The 16,978-nt window shown below is 43.2% G+C and carries 14 protein-coding genes and 1 riboswitch; of the genes, 10 read left to right on the forward strand and 4 right to left on the reverse strand.

Annotated elements, in window-relative coordinates; translation table 11 throughout:
• Positions 1–253 precede the first annotated feature (253 nt).
• From V7201_RS12735 to V7201_RS12760, 6 genes are all read left to right on the forward strand, one after another.
• Entirely contained in the window at positions 254–1,423 is a 1,170-nt protein-coding gene (locus tag V7201_RS12735) for an MFS transporter (protein ID WP_335377117.1), read from the forward strand.
• Positions 1,404–3,533, forward strand: a complete 2,130-nt coding sequence (fdhF, locus tag V7201_RS12740; RefSeq protein WP_335377118.1) for a formate dehydrogenase subunit alpha — start codon at positions 1,404–1,406, stop codon at positions 3,531–3,533. Before V7201_RS12735 ends, fdhF begins: the two co-directional genes overlap by 20 nt.
• 13 nt (positions 3,534–3,546) lie before the next feature.
• Positions 3,547–4,098, forward strand: coding sequence for a 4Fe-4S dicluster domain-containing protein (locus V7201_RS12745; protein WP_207501954.1), 552 nt, complete (start codon positions 3,547–3,549; stop codon positions 4,096–4,098).
• A 278-nt stretch (positions 4,099–4,376) separates the two neighbouring features.
• Entirely contained in the window at positions 4,377–5,111 is a 735-nt protein-coding gene (locus tag V7201_RS12750) for an Mrp/NBP35 family ATP-binding protein (protein ID WP_335377119.1), read from the forward strand.
• Positions 5,112–5,147: 36 nt separating this feature from the next.
• Positions 5,148–5,678, forward strand: a complete 531-nt coding sequence (locus V7201_RS12755; protein WP_335377120.1) for a ubiquinol-cytochrome c reductase iron-sulfur subunit — start codon at positions 5,148–5,150, stop codon at positions 5,676–5,678.
• Complete coding sequence (locus V7201_RS12760; RefSeq protein ID WP_335377121.1) at positions 5,671–5,868, forward strand: hypothetical protein; 198 nt, start codon at positions 5,671–5,673, stop codon at positions 5,866–5,868. Before V7201_RS12755 ends, V7201_RS12760 begins: the two co-directional genes overlap by 8 nt.
• 71 nt (positions 5,869–5,939) lie before the next feature.
• Here V7201_RS12760 and V7201_RS12765 read toward each other — a convergent pair whose 3' ends face one another.
• Positions 5,940–6,461, reverse strand: coding sequence for a hypothetical protein (locus V7201_RS12765; RefSeq protein WP_335377122.1), 522 nt, complete (start codon positions 6,459–6,461; stop codon positions 5,940–5,942).
• A 461-nt stretch (positions 6,462–6,922) separates the two neighbouring features.
• On the opposite strand from V7201_RS12765, the gene V7201_RS12770 reads away from it, so the two are divergent.
• From V7201_RS12770 to V7201_RS12785, 4 genes are all read left to right on the forward strand, one after another.
• Positions 6,923–9,670, forward strand: coding sequence for a dynamin family protein (locus V7201_RS12770; protein WP_335377123.1), 2,748 nt, complete (start codon positions 6,923–6,925; stop codon positions 9,668–9,670).
• 159 nt (positions 9,671–9,829) lie between these two features.
• Positions 9,830–9,936: riboswitch (SAM riboswitch) on the forward strand.
• A gap of 105 nt (positions 9,937–10,041) precedes the next feature.
• On the forward strand, positions 10,042–11,142 hold the full coding sequence (locus V7201_RS12775; protein ID WP_335377124.1) for a sugar ABC transporter substrate-binding protein: 1,101 nt from the start codon (positions 10,042–10,044) through the stop codon (positions 11,140–11,142).
• Between the two features lie 207 nt (positions 11,143–11,349).
• Positions 11,350–12,855 (forward strand): sugar ABC transporter ATP-binding protein, encoded by a 1,506-nt coding sequence (locus V7201_RS12780; protein ID WP_335377125.1) that lies wholly within the window; start codon positions 11,350–11,352, stop codon positions 12,853–12,855.
• A 1-nt stretch (position 12,856) separates the two neighbouring features.
• Positions 12,857–13,861, forward strand: coding sequence for an ABC transporter permease (locus V7201_RS12785; RefSeq protein WP_335377126.1), 1,005 nt, complete (start codon positions 12,857–12,859; stop codon positions 13,859–13,861).
• Positions 13,862–14,142: 281 nt separating this feature from the next.
• Here the strand turns inward: V7201_RS12785 and V7201_RS12790 are convergent, their stop codons facing one another.
• The 3 genes from V7201_RS12790 to V7201_RS12800 all read right to left on the reverse strand — a co-directional run bounded on the left by V7201_RS12790 (position 14,143) and on the right by V7201_RS12800 (position 16,929).
• Positions 14,143–14,922: a formate/nitrite transporter family protein gene (locus V7201_RS12790; protein WP_335377127.1), complete on the reverse strand. Its 780-nt coding sequence runs from the start codon at positions 14,920–14,922 to the stop codon at positions 14,143–14,145.
• A gap of 318 nt (positions 14,923–15,240) precedes the next feature.
• Positions 15,241–16,455: an MFS transporter gene (locus V7201_RS12795; RefSeq protein ID WP_335377128.1), complete on the reverse strand. Its 1,215-nt coding sequence runs from the start codon at positions 16,453–16,455 to the stop codon at positions 15,241–15,243.
• Between the two features lie 105 nt (positions 16,456–16,560).
• Complete coding sequence (locus V7201_RS12800) at positions 16,561–16,929, reverse strand: VOC family protein (protein ID WP_335377129.1); 369 nt, start codon at positions 16,927–16,929, stop codon at positions 16,561–16,563.
• Between the last annotated feature and the right edge of the window lie 49 nt (positions 16,930–16,978).

Here is a 16,978-nt window from a genome sequence, read left to right on the forward strand (position 1 = left end):
TTTTGTTGCACCTGAGTGAAATTATTACGAATTTGTGTCCTTCCTGCCCATTTCACTTTAGGTGTGACGGACTTCACATATCTTTTATATGCCCTATTTTAAGATTTAATTAAAGAAGAATCGCCATGGAGGTAAGTTGATAAATCAATTTTTCACTATTCACAAAGTGTTTACAAATTCACCCTTTTCTTACTGTTTTTCCATGTTAAGATAACTTTTGAAATCGGAAACGATTTACAGGGAGGTAGCAAAGTTGTACAAATTCGAGAGATCCTTTTACTCAAAAACAAGTATGTATTCCTTCGGCGTTGTGATCATTTTATTTTTCTCAATGTGGGTTTCGACTTCCAAGTTTGTGCATATAGACATGGCGCTTCTGGGCTATGCAATTTCATCCGCGATTTTTGCGATTGGACTGACAATCCGGATGAGCTTCTGGCTGTGGCGCAAAGCCACAAACCGGGTGGCTGCACGAAGTGTCTCTAACCTTTTTAATAAAGAAAGACTTAAAAGGAATTCAAAAGCAATAGTTAAAACATTGATCGATAATATCATTCTGCAAAAATTCATTTTCCAGCGCGGGTTATACCGCGGAATCCAGCACTTCATGATTTCTTGGGGCTGCATCATTTCCTTCGGGATTACCTTTGGTCTTACGTTCGGTTGGATGCGTTTCGATTTGATTGACCCTGAAACGTACCAAATTATCGTCTTCAACATTCCAACAATAAAGATGGCAGCACATGGTTTGTTTGCAGAAATCGTTTATAACGGATTGAATTACGGTGCCATCATGGTGTTGATAGGTGCAGCGATGGCGCTTTATAGAAGGGTGACCAACTACGATGTAAAAGTAACCCAGCGTTTTGAGTTTGATATTTTACCATTGTTGATTCTTCTGTCAGTGACAGTGACAGGCTTGATCCTGACAATACTTTATACATTCCTGGATGGCTGGATGCATCACTATGTTTCTCTTATCCACCAGGTAACAGTCATCATCATGCTCGTCTACTTCCCATTCGGGAAATTGTTCCACGTGCCGATCAGGCCGCTGGCAACTGCTGTTCCAATGAGTTATCAAGAGGTGGTAAAAGTGGATACGAAAGCATGTAAGAGTTGCGGACAGCCATACAGCAATGACGACCAGATTGCGGACGTACAGGCGATTTTAAAAGCACAAAATTTTGATCTTCAGCTTGCGGATGGAACTTATCTATCCGATTACTGCACAGGATGCCGCCGCAGAATTCGCGCGATGAAACAAATGAACCTTGAAGCACCTAAAGGCAATCCGTACGGACCGGTCAGCACAAATAACGGAATTCATATATCAGGCTTCAGTAAAAAACGTTCGGATGAATTTTACGGAATTGACCAGGATTTAAAGGAGGAAACAGAAAATGAGCCAGTTTCTCGTTAAAGAAGGCGTGAAAAACCAGATTCGCAAAGGCGAAAAATTAGTCACAACACATTGCTGCTACTGTGGAATGCAGTGCGGAATGCACATTCGCGTCGATGAAAAAACAAATAAGGTTATGGGTGTTGAACCGCGGTATGACTGGGTTCTGACTAGAGGGAAAATGTGCCCTAAAGGCGTTACTGCTTATCAGACAATTGATCACCCTGACCGGATCAAGCGCCCTTTAATCAAGAAGAATGGCAAATTCGTAGAATCCTCCTGGGAAGAAGCACTTGATTTAATTGAAAGAAAGTATAAAGAAATCCAGGGAACATACGGAAAGGATGCGCTAGCGGTATATGGCGGAGTGTCCATGACAAACGAAAAGTGCTACCTTGTAGGAAAGTACGCCCGTGTAGGACTTGGAACTCGTTATATTGATTATAATGGCCGCTATTGCATGAGTTCTGCAGCAGGCGGATTCAATAAGACGCTTGGCATTGACCGCGGATCATCACTTCCATGGACGGAGCTCGAGCACAGTGACTGTTTCTTCATGGCAGGCTCTAACACGGCAGAATGCCATCCTACAAGTATCCAATGGTTCTGGAAAGCAAAGGACAAAGGTGCGAAGCTTATTGTTGCCGATCCGCGTGAAACAGCTACAGCGAGAGTTGCAGATGTACACCTTGACCTTCTTCCTGGAACAGATTCAGCATTGGCGAACGGAATCATGCACCTTTTGATCAAACATGATTATGTCGATCATGAGTACGTGCAGGAGCGCTGCAATAATTTTGAAGAATTAAAGGAAATGACGGCGAAATTCACGCCTGAGTATACATCCAGAATTACAGGTGTTGCTGTTGAGAAAATCATTAAGGCAGCACACATTTTCGGCAAATCACCACGCTCAGTCGTTATGTTCGCGCGTGGTGCCGAGCAGCAGACTGCAGGTGTTGATAACGTAAGTCTTTACACATCCATGGCCCTTTTAAGAGGACAAATCGGCAAGTTCGCTTCTGGTGTTGCTACTTTTACAGGACAGGGAAATGGCCAGGGCGGACGTGAGCATGGGCAGAAGGCAGATTTACTACCGGGATACCGTAAGCTTACTGATCCGAAGGCCGTTGAATATATTTCTGGAGTATGGGGGATCCAGCCTGAAGAAATGCCTCAGCCAGGTGTTTCTGCATACGAAATGTTCCACTTGATGGAAGCTAAGACGATTCGCGGCTTGCATGTCATCTGTTCAAACCCGGTTGTGTCATCGCCAAATATCAATTACGTTCAAGAACAACTGGAAAACCTTGATTTCTTAGTCGTAAATGATTTCTTCCTTTCTGAAACAGCAGAACTTGCAGATGTTGTCCTTCCAGCGACAACATGGGCTGAGGACGAAGGAACGACTACAAATACAGAAGGCCGAATTATCCACATCCGTAAAGTAGTGGAGCCGATCGGTGAATCAAAACCAGACTGGGAGATTATGAGCCTGATTGCTGAACGCCTGGGTAAAGGCCAGCACTTCCAATATAATGAGCCTAGAGAAATTTTTGATGAACTTCGCCTCGCATCGAAGGGTGGCAAGGCCGATTACTATGGTGTCACATACGAGAAAATCGATGAGCAAGACGGCGTCTTCTGGCCTGCACCTGCTTTGGATCACCAGGGAACACCTTCTATGTTCAAAGAAAGGTTCGCAACGGAAGATGGCAAAGCCAATCTAGCAGTTTGCGATTTCAGAGGACCTGCAGAAGTGCAGTCAAAGGAATACCCCCTGTGGCTGACAACAGGCCGTGTTGTATTCCACTACCTTTCCGGAAACCAGACAAGACGTGTCGGCTTCCTGAAAGAGCAATGCCCTGAGCCGTTCGTGGAAATGCATCCCGAACTGGCAAGTGCCTATCAGATTGAAAATGGAGAAAGAGTCAAGCTGACTACACCACGTGGCGACATGATCGCACCGGTTAAAATAACAAAAGCGATTCGCAAGGATACAATGTTTGTTCCATACCACTGGGGCAAGAAACTCTCAGTCAATCAACTGACCAGCCCGGCATTAGACCCAATCTCAAGGATGCCTGAATTTAAGGTTTGTGCTGTTAAGCTAGAAAAACTAAGTAAATAGGAGGACGGCTATAATGAACAAAATAATGTATCTCGAATTTGAACGCTGTATCGGATGCCGTGCCTGCCAGGCAGCCTGCCGTGAGTGCGGCGACCATGATGCGAAGGAACGGAATTATGTTGAGTATGTTGATTTTACAGAATCCCGCCAGACATTCCCAATGCTGTGCATGCAATGTAAAGACCCAGCATGTGCACGTGTCTGCCCGGCGAATGCCATCCAAATCACAGATGAAGGCGTCGTGCTTTCAGCTATGGAAGAAAAGTGTATCGGCTGCCGCAACTGTACTTTTGGATGTCCGTTCGGAATCCCTAAGTTCGATTTTGAAAAGAACAAAATGTACAAATGCGATATGTGCTATGACAGAACACGCCATGATATCGCGCCAATGTGTGCATCTGTTTGCCCAAGTGACGCGATTCGCTTCATCGATTTCGATGAAATGCAGCAGCTTCGCAGAAAACGTACACAAATGAACCTTGTGGAAGGCAAAAAGCCTCAAGAGGGGAACAAGTGGGATTACGTACCTGAATTTTTCGGTGTTTATACGGATTCACAATCATAATGTTAATAAGAGCCGGCCGGAAAAGAGCGCTAAGTTCATTAGGGCCGGCTCATATTCTGTACATTGGCTAAGAACTTAGCGGAAATCAAAATAATATAGCGGAAATCAGAATTTTATAGCGAAAATCAAAATAATATAGCGAAAATAATGATTTTATAGCGAAAACCAAATTTTTATAGCGAATTGGAAATAATTATTGATTTTTTCCAGATACGACGTTTTTCCTGAGTTTTTAAAAGGTAGGGAATAATAACCCATCCAAAAAGAGGTGCTTTAAAATGTTAAAAGGAAATGTACTGGCAGTGACAAGCGGAAAAGGCGGCGTGGGCAAATCATCGTTAGCGGTGAACCTGGCACTTGCGCTGCAAAAACTGGGCAAGTCAGTTGCCATAATCGATCTTGATATATACGGATTCAGTGTACCGAAAATCCTTAATATAGATTCAAAGCCAAAAACATTCAACGGAAAAATTATCCCGGTTGAAGCCGACGGAATTAAGGTCATGTCAATGGGCTTCCTTGTTAAAGATAATGAGCCGATTGTCTGGCGCGGACCCATGCTCGGCAAGATGATTCAGCATTTTACAGAAGATGTCCTTTGGGGAGAAATGGATTATTTCATACTGGATATGCCTCCTGGCACAGGTGATGTGGCGCTTGATATGCATTTGATGATTCCGCAGAGCAAGGAAATCGTTGTGACGACTCCACATAAAGCAGCATCTTTTGTTGCCGAACGAGCTGGTGCAATGGCGATCAAGAGCAAGCATGAAGTGATTGGCGTGGTTGAAAATATGTCTTTCTTCAAGCCGGAAGACAGCGAACAGAAGTATTTCATTTTCGGAAAAGGCGGCGGTGAAGAGCTGGCAGCGCAGCTTGGTACGGAATTGCTGGCTCAGCTGCCAATCCAGGAAGCAGATGAAAACAGTGAAACGCCAGCCATCGCTGCGGAAAATAGTCCTTTATTTAGGGAATATCTTAACCTGGCAGAAAAAATCGACGCGGAATTTTAATCGTGCAATGAACTCTATGAGCAGGAGGATTTGGCCATGAATGATGATAAAAAGAAACAGTCTAATCATGAAGATGACAAGGATATGATTAAGCTGATTGAAAACCTGAACAGGAAAGATGATGTCCATTTAAATAGAAGGGCATTCCTGAAAGCCTCCTTTGGTGCCACCGTTGCCATCGGCCTGGCAACGACACCATTTGGCATCTTCACGTTTTTGCGCGATGAAAACGGGGAGGTAAAAAGAGTCGAGATTACCGACATTGAAGATTTAGCGATTGGCGAGTCAAGGAACTTCAACTACCCAACGAAAAATGAGCCAGCAATTTTAGTCAGAACCCCTGATGATAAATTCGTGGCTTACAACAATAAATGTACACACCTGCAATGCCCTGTCTTTTACGAGCATAAGGAGAATGTACTGCTGTGCCCTTGCCATAAAGGCTATTTCAATGTAGACAGCGGGCAGCCAATGGCAGGACCGCCGCAGCGAGAACTGCCAAAAATCCTTCTTGAAATTAAGGATGGCAAGGTATTTGCTGTTGGGAGGGAATTAAGGCATGAATAAAAAGAGAGCAGTTTTTTTATCGATTTTCCTATTCCTGGCTGTCAATGTCGTTGCCCTTTCAAATGCAATAGAGGGATATTACGGACATGAAGATGAACGGGTCTACATCGCTGTAGCCGTGGCGTTGGTTTCTACCATTTTAGCTGCGGGAGCATTCTTTATTTGGAAAAAAGCAGAGTATAAGAAGTAAATGAAAAGCAGCGGGAATCCCCAGCTGCTTTTCATTATGGCGTTATTTATTTTTTCGCAGATGAGCCAGATTTAACTAAACTGATTGGTCGGTACAATCCGTAAATTTTCCCCTTCAAATTTCCGTTCACCGAACAAGGTAATCAGTGTGCAGCTAGTGATGCGAAAAGGAGAGATTGAAAAGTCGTATTCAGCAAGAAGACCGGACCCAAGTTCCTCGCCAGCATCGTTCAATGCTTGGACATTCTGCCCTTCAAGAGTTTTAAGCTTCGCTTTCATTAAGAATGCTTTCCATTCCTCCCAGTTTTTTATCAAGTACGCTTTTTCACCATTTTCAAGGTAGCCAAGCTGGCAGCCCCTTTCGTCGATTGCCGCCTCATTTCCATAACTTAGCTCGAGAATGATGTCTCTTAAAAACTGAAATTCCTCTAAATCTAGATACGGATCTATTTGGAATTCGACTTCGCTTTCAGTGCCTTTAATGACAGCCAGTGATTTATTACCTCGATAAACAGAATAATTGCCGCCGCTCTTCTTTATATGTTCAGATTGTATATGTTCAATCGGAGTACCCATAACCTTCAATGTGAGCATTACATTCACCCTTTCATAACCATCATATAAACCAATTATAATAATTTTGCCCTATCAGCGGTGTGACAAACTTCATTCCAACCCCAGAAAATCCCCAACTAGTTCGAAAGATATAGATGGAAACCAACAAATCACCGCATCACCGCACCACCTCGTTGGGGGTCTGACCCCCGGCGAATTACCGCATTAACGCACTGGGGGTCTGACCCCCAGCGCTTTAAAGTGTTAAATGGCAGTTTACTGGATGATATATTAAGAAGGTTACATTTTTCGTAAAGATTGTAGCATAACTGAAAGGGAACTGAAATCTTGAATGAAAATATGTTTGATAGAATACAATGATAAGGTTTGAAGACGGGTACCTTGAGGAAAAAGGAAATGTTAAGAAGATTACTTTAATGCCTGAAGGAGTCTGAGGGCTCTTTTTATTGATTCATATTATGATAAGGTCGGAGGATAACATGACATTTGAGGAGCAGCTAATCAAAAAGTCGTATTTTGAAACATATATGGGGTCTGAAGGACGGGTCCATCCGGTCCGGGTACTAGGAGAACTATACCTTGCTGAACAAAAGAATGATATGCCCGATTTGTCCTACATTCGTTTTGCGCAAGGTGAGGTTTATTTTCATAATAAGGATTTCGAAGCAGCGATCTTTAAATGGGAAAACATCACGAATGAACTTGAGCCATGGGCGAAGAAGAACATGGGGGACGCGTTTCTTGAGCTTGGCCTGCTGCCTTCAGCAGAGGATTTGTATCTTTCCATCCAGACGGAAAGCACAGTCCTGAAAATCGAAAGCGGCTTACAGCTATTATCCCTTTACATAGAACAGGGAAGTTTAGATAAAGCTGTGGCTATCGTTAAGCAAACTGTTGCGTTGGATCCAGACTATCCAGGAGTGACAGAGATTGCACGTGCTTTTTTTGAAGAGCACCAAGATTGGGATAATGCTGTTGAACTGTCTGTCAATGAAGGGGTGCGCACTGGTTCGCCACGCTGGTTCGATGTGTTGACACAGTATGTGGACCAAGGGAATACAAGCACATTCGAACCAGCATATTTCAATACGGCGTTATCTGTGTTATTCCAGGTAGATCGCAGCCGTTTTGAACAGCTTGCTGTTTCATTATGGCAAAGCTACAGGGGCCAGACAACCTATATGACATGGCTTCGAGAATTTAATCATCTGTTCAGTGGAATGGATGGGAATAGAAGGGATGGCTGGAATCAGCTATCGGCTGTATACCAGGATGCCTACTTTGAATTGATTAGTGGCGATCGGCTAATCAAGGAAATTTCGCCTTTGATTCCAGATATGCTTACTAATTGGCTGAAGATCACCACTCCTGCTAATAGCCTTGTTTCAGCATCATCCATCATTGCCTGGAATGAGGTATTTCCATCTACGATCAGCGGCGCTGCTATCCAAGATGCCGAGACGCTCATCTTGAATTCGCGTGAATATCAAGAAGGCTATGAGGATAGCATGAAGCTGTTCACGACAATCATCAAGTGGGCTGAAGATCATGAAATCGAAGTTGGCAACCGGATCAAGTGGATGGTGCAGGAACTGAACGAGTCCAATGTCCATAACCTATTGGTTGCAGGCATATCCGGAAATGGAAAGTCTTCTTTTGTAAATACAATTATCGGCGAAGATCTGATTACTGCACCTACAGCAGCGGTGATTCGTTTCAACGATCAGCAAAACACTGAAATCCTGGAGATCACTGATACAGTTGTACGTGAAATTACGGATGTAAATGATTTTCAAGAAGTGGCAGGCGTACGCCGCCAAACACATAAGAATGAAACAGTTATTGATTTTAAAGCCCAGTTCCAGTTCCTTCGTGAGCATGAACTCGCTTTGATCGACACACCGGGGGTCAACCGCAATAATTATGACAAGCATCCGCTGTTTAATTATCTGCGTTTTGCAGATAGCTTACTGTTTGTCCTGAATGCGAATGACCCATTCACAGACAAGGAAAGAGAGATTCTTTCGAAGATTTCGGAATACTTCCCTAACCTGCCGATCCATTTCCTGTTGAATAAAATGGATGTTATCTATAGCCAGCAGGAAGCAATTGAAGTATTTGATAGTACATGGTCTGAAATCAGTCAATATTACCCTGATGCTAAAATGTTTGCCTTCTCTTCAAATTATGAAAGGCAGCAGCAGCTAAAGGATTTCTCTGATTTTATCAAAACAAATCGAAACGCCATCAACTTCGAAGAAGAGCGTACGTCGAAATTGCAATTCTTTGTCAGAAGGGCGATTACTTATTTGCTTGATAAGCGTATCGAAATCGAAAATAACCATATGGAATCTATCAGCTGGAACGAAGAAATGGTCGGTAAACTTAATGGAGCCATCAATCAGCTGGGAGATATTGAAGAGGAAAAATCACGCTCAATCCAAAAATCGTTCCGAAAAATTAAGGACGACACTCGTGCTGAAATCATCGAGAAAATTCCAGAACTGCTTCGCGGCTGTACGGATTTAGTGACGGAAGAGAGTGATTTTGGAAGGCTTCATGATGAAATTGATAAAGAAATGAATATACGAATCCAGGATTATCTGGATAACACGGTGCTCCCTAAGTTCCATGAAGCTCTAGAAGGCTGGGTACAATTTTCAAAAGACGAATTCGACCATAGCCAGTCGTATCTGAACGAAATGGCTGAAGGTTTCAATGCGATGTATGGAGATGAACGGATAAAGCTCGAATGTGATTTTAGAGTGCTTGATGACTGGCGGCGTGATGCTGACCGGATGACTAATGGTTTCCATTATGAAAAGGTCAATATCATGCACAGATCGACTCCTCAGCAGTTCTTTTTAAAGAGTGCCGGTAAGCTTCTTGGAGTGCTGCCGCAAAATAATACGATGCTGTACAACCGTTATAAAACTTATCTTGAAACCGAAGATTACTATGAAATCGCCGTTTCGATTGCAAACAAGTTTCTTCAGCAATTCGAGATTTTCGAAAAGTCGATTGAACGCGATGTGAATTTATTCTTTAAACAGCCGTTCATTGCTCTTGAGCAAGCTGTTGAAGAGGCACGTACAGAAATTGAATATGGCAAAAATGAGCTTGAAAAAATGAGAGTGAACCCTGAGTTGTACCGCGATCCATTAACGCTGTATGAAGTAAAACTGCGTCAATATGAATGGATGACGGCAGCTGGCAGAAGAGAGTAACTGGTAAAAGGAAGATTCCTGTTTGGGGATCTTTCTTTTTTTTATCCAGTCAGAGAGGTTAAACGAATAAAATTAAATTTTCGAAATAATATTGACAATATGAGTATAGGAGATTAAAGTAAGTTTATTGATTTGCTCCGTTAACTTAATAAAGAAATTCTCTTATCAAGAGTGGCAGAGGGACTGGCCCTGTGACGCCCGGCAACCGTTCCATATGGAATTGGTGCTAAATCCTGCAAAACATTTTATGTTTTGAAAGATAAGAGAGGAAGAATCCGTCTGTTCTTTTACGTTGATGAAACCTCTCTTTTCTAGGGAGGTTTTTTTATATGGTTGGAAAAATGCAAATCATTCATAAAGGGGGAAAAGACATGAAAAGAAATGGTTTGAAAAAGGTATTTTTAACAGCGGTTGCGGCAGCACTTTTGCTGACAGGCTGCGGCGGCGGGGAAACAAAGACGGCAAGCGGACCTGTTGAAGGCGTTCCTGATCGCTTTGCCAAAGGTGAAGAAGTGAAAATCAAGGTCATCCGCAAGATTGGCGGCGATGATCATACGGCTCAGTATTTAGCAGGGGCTAAAGCGGAGGGAGAAGCCCTTGGCTTCAAGGTCGACGTATTCACTGCAAATGGCGACACGGCAAAATTCCATGATGCAGTCAACCAGGCGCTACAGCAGGATTATGATGGCTTCCTCATTTCACACGGAGATGACGCAGCGACAGTGGATGATATCAAAAAGCTTGTTGAAAAGGGGAAGAGTGTTGTTACATTTGACTCGAATGCTGACATTAGCAAGGTTAAAGGAGTCACTCTTACTTCCCAGGATGATGAAGCACTTGCAAAACTTGCTCTTGATCAGCTTGTAAAAGAACAAAATGGTGAAGCCAATATTGTATACCTTTGGGTGGATGGTTTCCCGCCAATGGTGAGAAGAAATAAAGTTTATCAGGAAACATTGAAGGCTAATCCTGGAATTAAAGAGGTTGAGAGATTCGGAGTGGCAGCTGCCAATACAAGTGTCCAAACTCAAAACGCAGTAGCGGCGATGCTGAATAAACACCCTAAAGGTGAAATCGACGCGATTTTTGCAACTTGGGATGCATTCGCGATTGGTGCTGCCCGTGCGATCAAGGAAGCTGGCCGGGATGAAATCAAAATCTATGGAATCGACGTTTCCAACGCTGACCTTCAGGAAATCCAGGGAGAAGAAAGTTCATGGAAATATACTGCAGCAGTAGATCCTAAATTAATTGGCGCAGTAAATATGAGAATCCTGGCGAAAAAGCTGGCTGGGGAAGAGACACCTCCGACTTATGACCTTGAAGCAGCCCTGATCTCACAGGAAAAACTGCAGGAGTCAAAAGAGGCGGTCAACATGGTCAATCTTGCAGATATCATCACAGGCTGGGGACAATCAGATGCCTTCGAAGAAGATTGGATGAAGAAATTAAAGGAACACTACAAAAAATAAGCTGTTTTTGCAAAAGTATAGTAAGTTTTAATGAAAATTGACTGCACGTCCATCAGTTCATACTTATAAACAAGCATATTATTTTATTGGCAAACTGGAAATGAACGAAGAGAAAGTGAAAAAATTTATACAATATAACCATCTCCAGCAGACACTCTCATTTTTAGAGTGTCTGCTTTACAGATTAATAGGGGAGGATGAATCCGGATGACTGCGAAGAAACTTGAGATGAAAAGCATTACAATTGATTTTCCAGGTGTGCGGGCTCTAGATCATGTGGACTTTACCGCAGAAACAGGGGAAATCCATGCTTTAATCGGCGCAAACGGAGCCGGTAAATCCACTTTGATGAAAGTACTATCCGGAGCTTATGATCATTATTCAGGCGAGATTTTATTTGATGGAGTGAAATTAGATATCCGTGTGCCCGGCGATGCTCAACTGCATGGAATCCAAACTGTGTACCAGGAGGTTGATACGGCAATCATCCCTTCGCTGACCGTGGCTGAAAACATTATGCTGAACCAGACTGTACAGAGCATGGAAAATAAGCATTGGATCAAGTGGAAGCTTCTTTATAAACAGGCGGAAGAAATCCTATCCGGCATGAATCTTCATATTCCTGTGAAAAAACTGGCCGGCGAGCTGACTCTTGCAGAAAAGCAGATCGTGCTGATTGCCAGGGCAATTTCCAGCAACTGTACCTTTTTAATTTTGGATGAGCCGACAGCACCTTTAAGCCATTCAGAAACGGGGCAACTGTTCAGGATTGTCCGTGACCTCGCGAAAAGAGGTGTCGGAATAGTGTTTATATCCCATAGGATGCCGGAAATTTTTGAACTGTGTGATGAACTGACTGTCATGCGGAATGGAGAGTTTGTTGTTAAAAAGAAGACCTCTGACGTGAATGCGAACCAGGTTATTGAATATATGCTCGGACGGAAGCTTGAGGATCAATTTCCGCCAGGGAACAGCGTGAGCGGAGAAATTCTTCTAGAAGCAGATGGTCTGAGTGATGGAGCAAAAGTCAGGAACACCCGTTTTCATGTAAAAGCGGGAGAGATTGTCGGAGTCGCCGGCCTGGTTGGAGCAGGCAAAACGGAACTGTGCAAGGTTTTGTTTGGAGCTGTTCCCACTGTTACGGGTACAGTGAAGTTAAGAGGAAAGAATCTTAGGTTAAACAGCCCGCATGCTGCTGTAAAGGCAGGGATTGCTCTTGTTCCAGAAGAGAGGCGGAAGGAAGGAGTCCTTGTATCGGAATCAGTTACCTCTAACCTAACGGCTGTTAACCTGAAAAAATTCAGCAAATTCCTTAGCTTCATAGACAGGACAGCAGAAAGAAAAACGGCTCAGGAATATATCGAGGCATTAGGAATCAAGACACCCTCAGTGTCGGCTAAGGTTGAAAACCTTTCAGGGGGCAACCAGCAAAAAGTGGCGATTGGCAGATGGCTGATCGCTGATGCAGAGATTTACATATTTGATGAACCAACAAAAGGTGTGGACGTGGGTGCGAAGAGGGACATTTTTGAACTGATTGTTAAATTGGCTGAGCAGGGGAAAGGTGTTATTTATGCCTCTTCTGAGCTGTCAGAAATTTTAGGAATCACCAATCGGGTTTATGTACTCTATGATGGTGAGCCGGTCAAAGAGCTTGAAACGGCACAGACAACCGAAGAAGAATTATTATTTTATTCAACAGGAGGCAGATAGGATGGACGCCAGAACCCCTTTGCAGCACAACACTCAGCCGAAAAAGACATTCGAATTGTTCCAGTTCTTATATAAGTATGGGACCATCCTGACTATTTTTGTTCTCATTGCTATTTTTGCGGCAGCGAATCCTTCTTTTATCAGTGGCGATAACTGGATCAATATTTTAAGGTCGATTTCCATCGTGACGATCATAGCGATTGGCATCACTATTTCGCTTACAGTTGATGGTTTTGATTTATCTGCTGGTTCAGTTGCATCACTATCAAACGCAGTAGTAATCTCAATGTTCGTCTGGTTTTCGCAAAATACTCTCATTGCTATTTTATCAGCCATTGCCGCTGCGCTGATCGTCGGGGCAATCAATTCATTCATGATCGTCAAGCTCAAAATCCCTGATATGCTGATGACGCTGGCGATGATGTTCATCATTCAAGGAACGGCCCTTACCTATACGAAGGGTGCCACCGTTTCAGAAAATATGATTTTGCCTGATGGCAGCTTTTCAACAGGAACAATCAGCGCGATCTTTGCTAAAATTGGCCAGGTGCCCTGGATCATCCTCATCATGGCTGTAGCCGTTATCGTTGTCCATATCTTCCTGACCTATACAAAACATGGCCGCTATATGTACGTGATAGGCGGCAATAAAGAGGCTGCGAGACTGTCAGGGATACCGGTAAACCGTTACAAGACAGCAGCATATCTTTTATCCGCATTGTTTGCTGCTATTGGTGGGATTGTTCTCGCATCCCGCGTAATGACATCAGAAATCAGTGCTGGATCTCCTTATTTAATGGACTCTGTAGCCGCGGCATTTATCGGATTCTCCGTTCTGGGAGCAGGCAAGCCCAATGCTTTCGGTACGTTCATCGGCGCCGTGCTGATTGGCATTCTACAAAATGGACTTGTTATGATGTCAGTTCCTTATTATGCGATGGATATTGTAAAGGGAGCCGTGCTTGCATTCGCCCTTGGCATCACTTATTACAAGCAAAAACACTAATATAACAGATGGAGTGTATCCATGAGTGGATGGACGTCCACAATGAAAATAAAATGGTGGCAAGTGAGAAGGATTATACCATGATCATCTAAGACATGATGGCAAGGTAGAAAAAACTGTATGATCGCCTGCACGTTGAACAGCTGAAGAAAATCCAAAAGCTCTGTCTGCCTGAAACTAAAGATATCGAACTCACCTGGATATAGAGGAAATATCCAGGTGTTTTATTCAAAAAAAAAGATGAAACCATTGCGGTTTCATCTAATATCGATTCATTAAAATTAATCCTCAAAAAACGGCTTGTTTGCATAATAGTACATCCATCCCATCATTATACCCCCGCCAATCAGGTTGCCGATTGTGACCGGGATGAGATTGTGGATGACACCAGCTAAAGTAACCGACTGTGGCTGGTCAAGCACCATGCTGATTGCGAATGTGCACATATTAGCGATGCTATGTTCATAGCCAGAAATGAAAAAGCAAAAGACGAAAAGCATCATCGCGAACATTTTGGGACCGTCACCCTTCATGGACATCGGCAGGAAAAACGCCAGGCATACCAGCCAGTTACAAAGGATCCCCCTGAAAAAGAGCTCCATTGTCGGAACAAGTGTTTTCTTTTCTGCTACGCTTAACAGGAATCCATTTACCGACGAATCATCAAATAGCCCAGTTGTATAAATAAGAAAAGCAAAAGCGGCAGCTCCAATAATATTGCCAATATAACTGAATACCCACATCCTGGCCACCTGTGTCCACGCCAACTTCTTCCTTAGAGCTGCAAAGGAATAATAAAAAGTATTTCCCGTAAACAGATCCCCGCCGCCATATGCGATCAGAATGATCGCTGCACCGAAGGTAATCGCAGCCATAGGATAAGCAAACGGAGAATGTTCCGAGTAAAAAAAGTTTCCCGTCTTAAAAGCAACAATTACTCCAAACCCAATGAACATTGAAGCCAGGGCAGCCCTGGCTAAATATCTTATTTTGCTTTGCTTAAAAATCTTACTCTTCTTTAAAGCAAGTTTCTCAACCTCTTGCAGTGCTTGGACTTCCAAATGTAATCACCCGATCTAAATATTATTTTTGGCTTTTTATAATTTGAAACTCTGTTGATTTCCGCTCCAATCAACAGAGTTTCAAATTCAAAAATAACCTTTAAAAATATTAATAAAGATCTAAAATGTTAGTTTGCCGACAAAGTTTTTTTCTATGTATCTTTAAAGTATTAGTTCCCCAACAAAGAATGAATAAGCACAAAACACAAAAAACTTTACCGAATTAACGCGCTGGGGGTCAGACCCCCGGCGCGTTAATTCGGTAAAGAAAAAGACTAACTGACTCGCATGTATTCTGGGAGTCAGTCTTTATTTATGCTAAAAGGTATCCTTCACGTATTGTGGATGGCGCTGCATGGATCCGTAGAGGACGAGTCCGCTCACCAGCAGTAATCCGCTTGTTACGATAAATACAGAGGTGAATCCGTAGTAGCCTGCAAGAAAACCGCCTAGCACGGGACCGATAATGTTCCCGAAGAAACGGAGACTCGTGTTGTAGCCGAGCACTTCGCCCTGCATCGCAATCGGTGCTTCCTGTCTGATATACGCAACCCTTACCGGGATAATTCCGCCAATTGTGATTCCGAGCAGGAAGCGAATCAGGACAAGCTGCCAAATATTCTCGACGAAACCACCCGGCAAATAAACGATTGCCGATAAAAACAGAAGAATGACAAGGATTTTTATACACCCAACCTTATCCGCAATCTTTCCCCAATTTCGTGCCATCAATAAATTCCCCAAGCCTGCAGCTGAAAAAGCAATTCCAGAGTAAAATGCAAGATTTACATGCCCATGCAATTCACCGACATACAGGGATAAAATCGGCTGAATGCTGAAATGGGCAATCTGGACAAGCATCGACATCAAAAGGACATTCACCATGATTGGATTTTTAAGAATATGCTGAAGTACTTCTTTGCGGCTGTAATTCGTCTTCGTTCCTTTTTTAATATCGATTCTGTGTTCCATTACTTTGAACACTAAAAGGCCGGAAAGCAGGATAAAGACTGATGTGGATTGGAAGGTGGCAGCATATCCAAAGGAATCAGCCAGCACTCCGCCAATCATCGGCCCAAGCAGGGAGCCCGTTATGCTTCCAGTCTGCAAGGTGCCCAATACCTTGCCAGCGTGTTCTTTCGGTGTTTGAGTTGAAATGAGCGCCTGGGAGACAGGGATGAATCCTGAAAATAAGCCCATGAACATTCGCAGTAAAAATAACTGCCATACAGAATGGGCAAATCCAAGCAGGAAGATCGATAATCCCATTCCGAAAGCCATGAAGATAAGAATTTTTTTTCGTCCAAATCGGTCACCCATCCTGCCAATGACCGGAGAGAAAAGAAAGGCAGTCACAAAGGTTATGCTGAACGTGATGCCGGACCAGTTCTGGACATACTTTTCCGTAAAATCGCCAAAGGTTTCAATATACAAGGAGAGAAAAGGCATGACCATTGTCATGCTGCCGGCGATAAAGAAATTCGCGAACCACATGATGATTAAGTTTCGTCTCGCCTTTTGCTGCTGGGTCATTCCATCAACACTTCTTTCTCGGTACGAATATTTCGCTTTTCTAAATATTGTACCAAAATTTAGTGTGATTGAAAACCAATCGAGCAAGCAAGAAATCGTACTTAGTTAAAACCACTCCAGCAATTCAATCCTGTTACCAAACGGATCCTGAACATAAATACGGTTGGCGCCAGGCAGATTGTCGTCTTCGATATACTCAACACCTGCTGCCTCTAAGTGCTGTTTCAATCCTTCAATATTCTCTAATTCAAAGGCCGGATGTGCCTTTTGTGCAGGTACGAACGGTTCCTCAATGCCGATATGGATTTGGCAGCTGCCGTATTTGAACCATGCGCCACCTCTTTTTTTCAGTACCGGCGGCTTCTCAATTTCTTCAAAACCTAGTATTTCTCCGAAAAATTTCCTTGCACTCTCTTCTGAACCCTTTGGGGCTGCCAGTTGTACGTGGTCTATTGCTTTAAAATTAAATGTCAAATGAATCCCTCCTTTTCTTTCATTTTAGTTTAGTAGGTAAGATAAGGAA

The sequence above is a fragment of the Bacillus sp. JJ1122 genome (assembly GCF_036964885.1).
Lineage (GTDB): Bacteria > Bacillota > Bacilli > Bacillales > Cytobacillaceae > Mesobacillus.

Coding starts and splice junctions, on each gene's coding strand:
- V7201_RS12785 (WP_335377126.1), top strand. CDS start 12,857: ATGGACGCCAGAACCCCTTTGCAGCACAACACTCAGCCGAAAAAGACA.
- V7201_RS12795 (WP_335377128.1), bottom strand. CDS start 16,455: ATGACCCAGCAGCAAAAGGCGAGACGAAACTTAATCATCATGTGGTTC.
- V7201_RS12760 (WP_335377121.1), top strand. CDS start 5,671: ATGAATAAAAAGAGAGCAGTTTTTTTATCGATTTTCCTATTCCTGGCT.
- V7201_RS12765 (WP_335377122.1), bottom strand. CDS start 6,461: ATGCTCACATTGAAGGTTATGGGTACTCCGATTGAACATATACAATCT.
- V7201_RS12750 (WP_335377119.1), top strand. CDS start 4,377: ATGTTAAAAGGAAATGTACTGGCAGTGACAAGCGGAAAAGGCGGCGTG.
- V7201_RS12745 (WP_207501954.1), top strand. CDS start 3,547: ATGAACAAAATAATGTATCTCGAATTTGAACGCTGTATCGGATGCCGT.
- V7201_RS12775 (WP_335377124.1), top strand. CDS start 10,042: ATGAAAAGAAATGGTTTGAAAAAGGTATTTTTAACAGCGGTTGCGGCA.
- V7201_RS12755 (WP_335377120.1), top strand. CDS start 5,148: ATGAATGATGATAAAAAGAAACAGTCTAATCATGAAGATGACAAGGAT.
- V7201_RS12770 (WP_335377123.1), top strand. CDS start 6,923: ATGACATTTGAGGAGCAGCTAATCAAAAAGTCGTATTTTGAAACATAT.
- fdhF (WP_335377118.1), top strand. CDS start 1,404: ATGAGCCAGTTTCTCGTTAAAGAAGGCGTGAAAAACCAGATTCGCAAA.
- V7201_RS12780 (WP_335377125.1), top strand. CDS start 11,350: ATGACTGCGAAGAAACTTGAGATGAAAAGCATTACAATTGATTTTCCA.